Here is a 3,163-nt window from a genome sequence, read left to right on the forward strand (position 1 = left end):
TCGCGTCTCCACCGGTTGCTCAACCCGCGCCCTACGGCGTAACAGAAACGGCCGAGGCTCTAATCGCCGCTGGATGACAGTTCAGTGGCAGGTCATTCCCTACAGGAGCGCGATTTAACATCTGCCTGAAGCACTTAGAGCTAACATTCGGTGGATAACCATGGTTTGTGTGCAATTGTTTGCGTATGAGGTCGATACGCATAATTCGGATAAGATGAACGAGATCATGGGGCGACAGGGTGCGGACCCAAACGAGATGTCCCAAGAGCAATATATTCACCTTCAGGCAAACCTTCAGGTCCGACTTATCCAAAGATATGCTCTTCCGATAATAGAAAGTCGGGCCGAGGTTCTCCCCGTATTTCTGCCCCCCGAATTCTTCTTCAAGTGGCATAGTGGAGAGCCGTATGAGCGCCCCGCCTTTTTAAACAGCCTGGAATATCTTGCCTCACTGAGCAGTGCTTTCCCGACTGTCCTATGGGCCCCTGGCACAGTCTGGTGGAAAGAGCCTTACATTCCTCAAAAAGAAGGTCCACAGGAGCCGAGAGACCACGCTATTGTACATAATTCAGCGCTTGTGTTTCACAATGGAAGGCTCCTGTGCAGTTGGCAGAAGGAGCGCCTCTCCGATATCGATGGCCTTCGCCGAGGTCCAGAGGTCTGGGACCGCTGGGACGATCACAGCAGACGCATCCTTGACGACACCCAGAGCCCTTTCTTTAGCGTTATCGATAGTCATGGCCGGCAGCTCTCGTGCGGAATTGAAGTTTGCCTGGATCACCGCTCTCTCCAGCCACAACGTGGTGAGCACCCCGATTTTGGTATCCTTCGTACCCGTTATTGTTCTCAATACGAGAACGGCGCTGGCGTCGATCTTCATATCCTGACCGCTGCCGGCATGCCGCTACAACCCGAAAATATCGTTTCTCGTCGCGGCGGCGTGATCGTTCGATGCGATGGAGGCTCCGGGGCAAGTTCTCGATCGGAATGTCATCTTGTACGAAGGGGTGAAGGCAGTCCTGCCAGCGCACTACGGCAGTGGAGCCCGCAATTGGACCCAGCAGCGGTTGAGTATTGGGGAAAGGACCCAGACAACCGCCTCGCAATCTATGCTCCTGTCCGCCTCAACGAATAGCAAACCTGAGAAGCCAGAGGCAGCGCTGCAAAGAGACCGTCAAAATGTTTTGATGGTGCGCGCTTCGCCAGGACTCATGTTAAAACGAGTACGAAAGGCGCGATGGAACGTCCGCATGTCAGTAAAGCCGCTTTTCGCGGCGATCTCGCTGATGGGAACATGTAGCGGTGCGCTTCCCAGCATGCGTCGGGCGCGGGCCAACCGCATCTCACGGATTGTGTCGGCAATTGTCAGGCCATGATCGGCAAAGGCACGGTAGAGCGTGGCGCGGGAGGTTCCAAGCGCAAGAGCGATGCGGTTCGCGTCCAGATCGAAATGGGTAAAATGCCGCTCGATGTATCGCTGAGCAGCAACAAACAGCGCAGCCCGAGAAGGTTCCGATGCTTGGGACTTGTGAACGAACGCCAGCCCTTCCAGAGCAAACAGCGCCAACCGCAGGGTTTGATCGAACAGGAAACCACGCTCAAACCGCGCAAGGCCGTTCATATGGGCGGCGAAAAGCTTCATCTGATCTCGCAATACAGGTGCAAGACGAGACTTGCAAAGCGCCTGTGCCAGGGTACTTGCAGACGGCATTGCTCGGCCGAGCGCGGCTTCGACATTCTCGCGCCGTAACGACAGATGTACTCCCTCGTGCTCGTCCCACTCCACTTGTGAGGGCCTGGCTGAGTCATAAACAAAGAACTGACCTGGCTGTGCGAGGTAGCTCTCATCATCTTCAAGTCGATGGCGACGCTGACCGAACAGAACCATGCCGATCTCGATGCCGTCGTGCCCATCGGCACGACTTTGTTTCAGCGAGCGGCCACCCGAAACCTCATCGGAAACGTAATGGGCGAAATACGCGTCGTCGTTAAATGTGACGCTCGCTCTCGCCTGAAATCCAGTTTGCTTTTTGGGCCTGTTGGCATCAAAACCATACCAAACCATTTCACGCCAGAAGTCATATGCTTCGTGTGGAGGTTCCGCATCGGTAGAAATTTCCAGATAGGCCGGTTCGCGCGGCTGGCCATATGCTGGAGACCAGCGCCCCCTATCCGGCATCCAACCCCAGATATCCAGCGTCCAGTCCCAAATTACTTTGCTTTGCCTCTCCTCCCGCAAAGAACTTGCCCCCGATCATATTTAACTCGACCACTTTACCATCAAACTGGCAATGGACAAACCCGGCAAGGTGCAGGTGTGGCGGGTCCCATCCCCTGAAGTCAGCATGTCGGGCCCGCCATCGGTCACGCTCAATTCTGCTGCGGTTGAGTTTTGTGGTTCGAGCCTGACGAACGCTCCATCTCGAACGCCATCTTTCCGAGTTTCTTCCAGACGCCGCGCGCGCGTTCGCCACCCTCGCTGCTGAGCTTTTCGGCAATCCAGATCATCGCGCCGTAGATCGTGGCGCGGTCGTCATTGGTCAGGTCCACGATGCCCGCCTTGACGACGAGGCCACCGAGTTCGATCAGATGGCGCGTGCGCCTGCGGCGCTCGACCTGCCAGTGCCGCATGTCATGCCGCGCCCGTTGCGCCTGATGCCGGTTGCGCGCCGCCCAGTTGCGTTTGAGCGCCGCCGTTGTCGCGGTCAGCCGCTGGCGCAGATTGCCGCGACCTGCCTTGAAAGAACGCGGCACCGCGTTTCGCCCATGCCTCCCTCTTTCCGGTATCCTTGGCTTCCGCCAGCGCGACCAGTGCACCGGCCAGTTCATCGGCGGTGAGCGCATCGGCCCCGGTGGCGATCACCAGTTCGCCGAGTTGCTGCACCTTCCGGGTTTTAAGTTCCTTGGCCTTGTCTTCCAGCGCCTTCAGCTCCGCATCATAGTCTCTCGGTTTCCGCATGATGGTGTCCTTTCCCGGTCGCAAGTGGTTGATGCGGTAAGGATAGTTGCGCAGACGGCGGAACGCAGTATTGTTGCCGGGACGGTGTGGCACGGCCCGGTCCATCCCCAGATTTTTTCGAGGGAGGGCGCGCCTATACGTCGTTCCGACGTGCGCGTGAATGTGTAGATGTTCGGATCGCCATGGCGATCTATCATCTTCACG

4 protein-coding genes are annotated in these 3,163 nt (G+C 57.2%); all 4 read right to left on the bottom strand.

Features of this window, described 5'->3' with window-relative positions:
- Positions 1-568: 568 nt before the first annotated feature.
- The 4 genes from L630_RS0120465 to L630_RS0120480 all read right to left on the bottom strand — a co-directional run bounded on the left by L630_RS0120465 (position 569) and on the right by L630_RS0120480 (position 2,959).
- Complete coding sequence (locus L630_RS0120465; RefSeq protein ID WP_024850033.1) at positions 569-880, bottom strand: hypothetical protein; 312 nt, start codon at positions 878-880, stop codon at positions 569-571.
- Between the two features lie 294 nt (positions 881-1,174).
- Positions 1,175-2,239, bottom strand: coding sequence for a helix-turn-helix domain-containing protein (locus tag L630_RS0120470; protein ID WP_084466256.1), 1,065 nt, complete (start codon positions 2,237-2,239; stop codon positions 1,175-1,177).
- A 131-nt stretch (positions 2,240-2,370) separates the two neighbouring features.
- Complete coding sequence (locus L630_RS22025; protein ID WP_034331208.1) at positions 2,371-2,631, bottom strand: conjugal transfer protein TraD; 261 nt, start codon at positions 2,629-2,631, stop codon at positions 2,371-2,373.
- A 1-nt stretch (position 2,632) separates the two neighbouring features.
- Positions 2,633-2,959: a conjugal transfer protein TraD gene (locus L630_RS0120480; RefSeq protein WP_024850035.1), complete on the bottom strand. Its 327-nt coding sequence runs from the start codon at positions 2,957-2,959 to the stop codon at positions 2,633-2,635.
- Positions 2,960-3,163 lie beyond the last annotated feature (204 nt).

This window comes from Aminobacter sp. J41 (genome assembly GCF_000526635.1).
Classification (GTDB): Bacteria; Pseudomonadota; Alphaproteobacteria; order Rhizobiales; family Rhizobiaceae; genus Aerobium.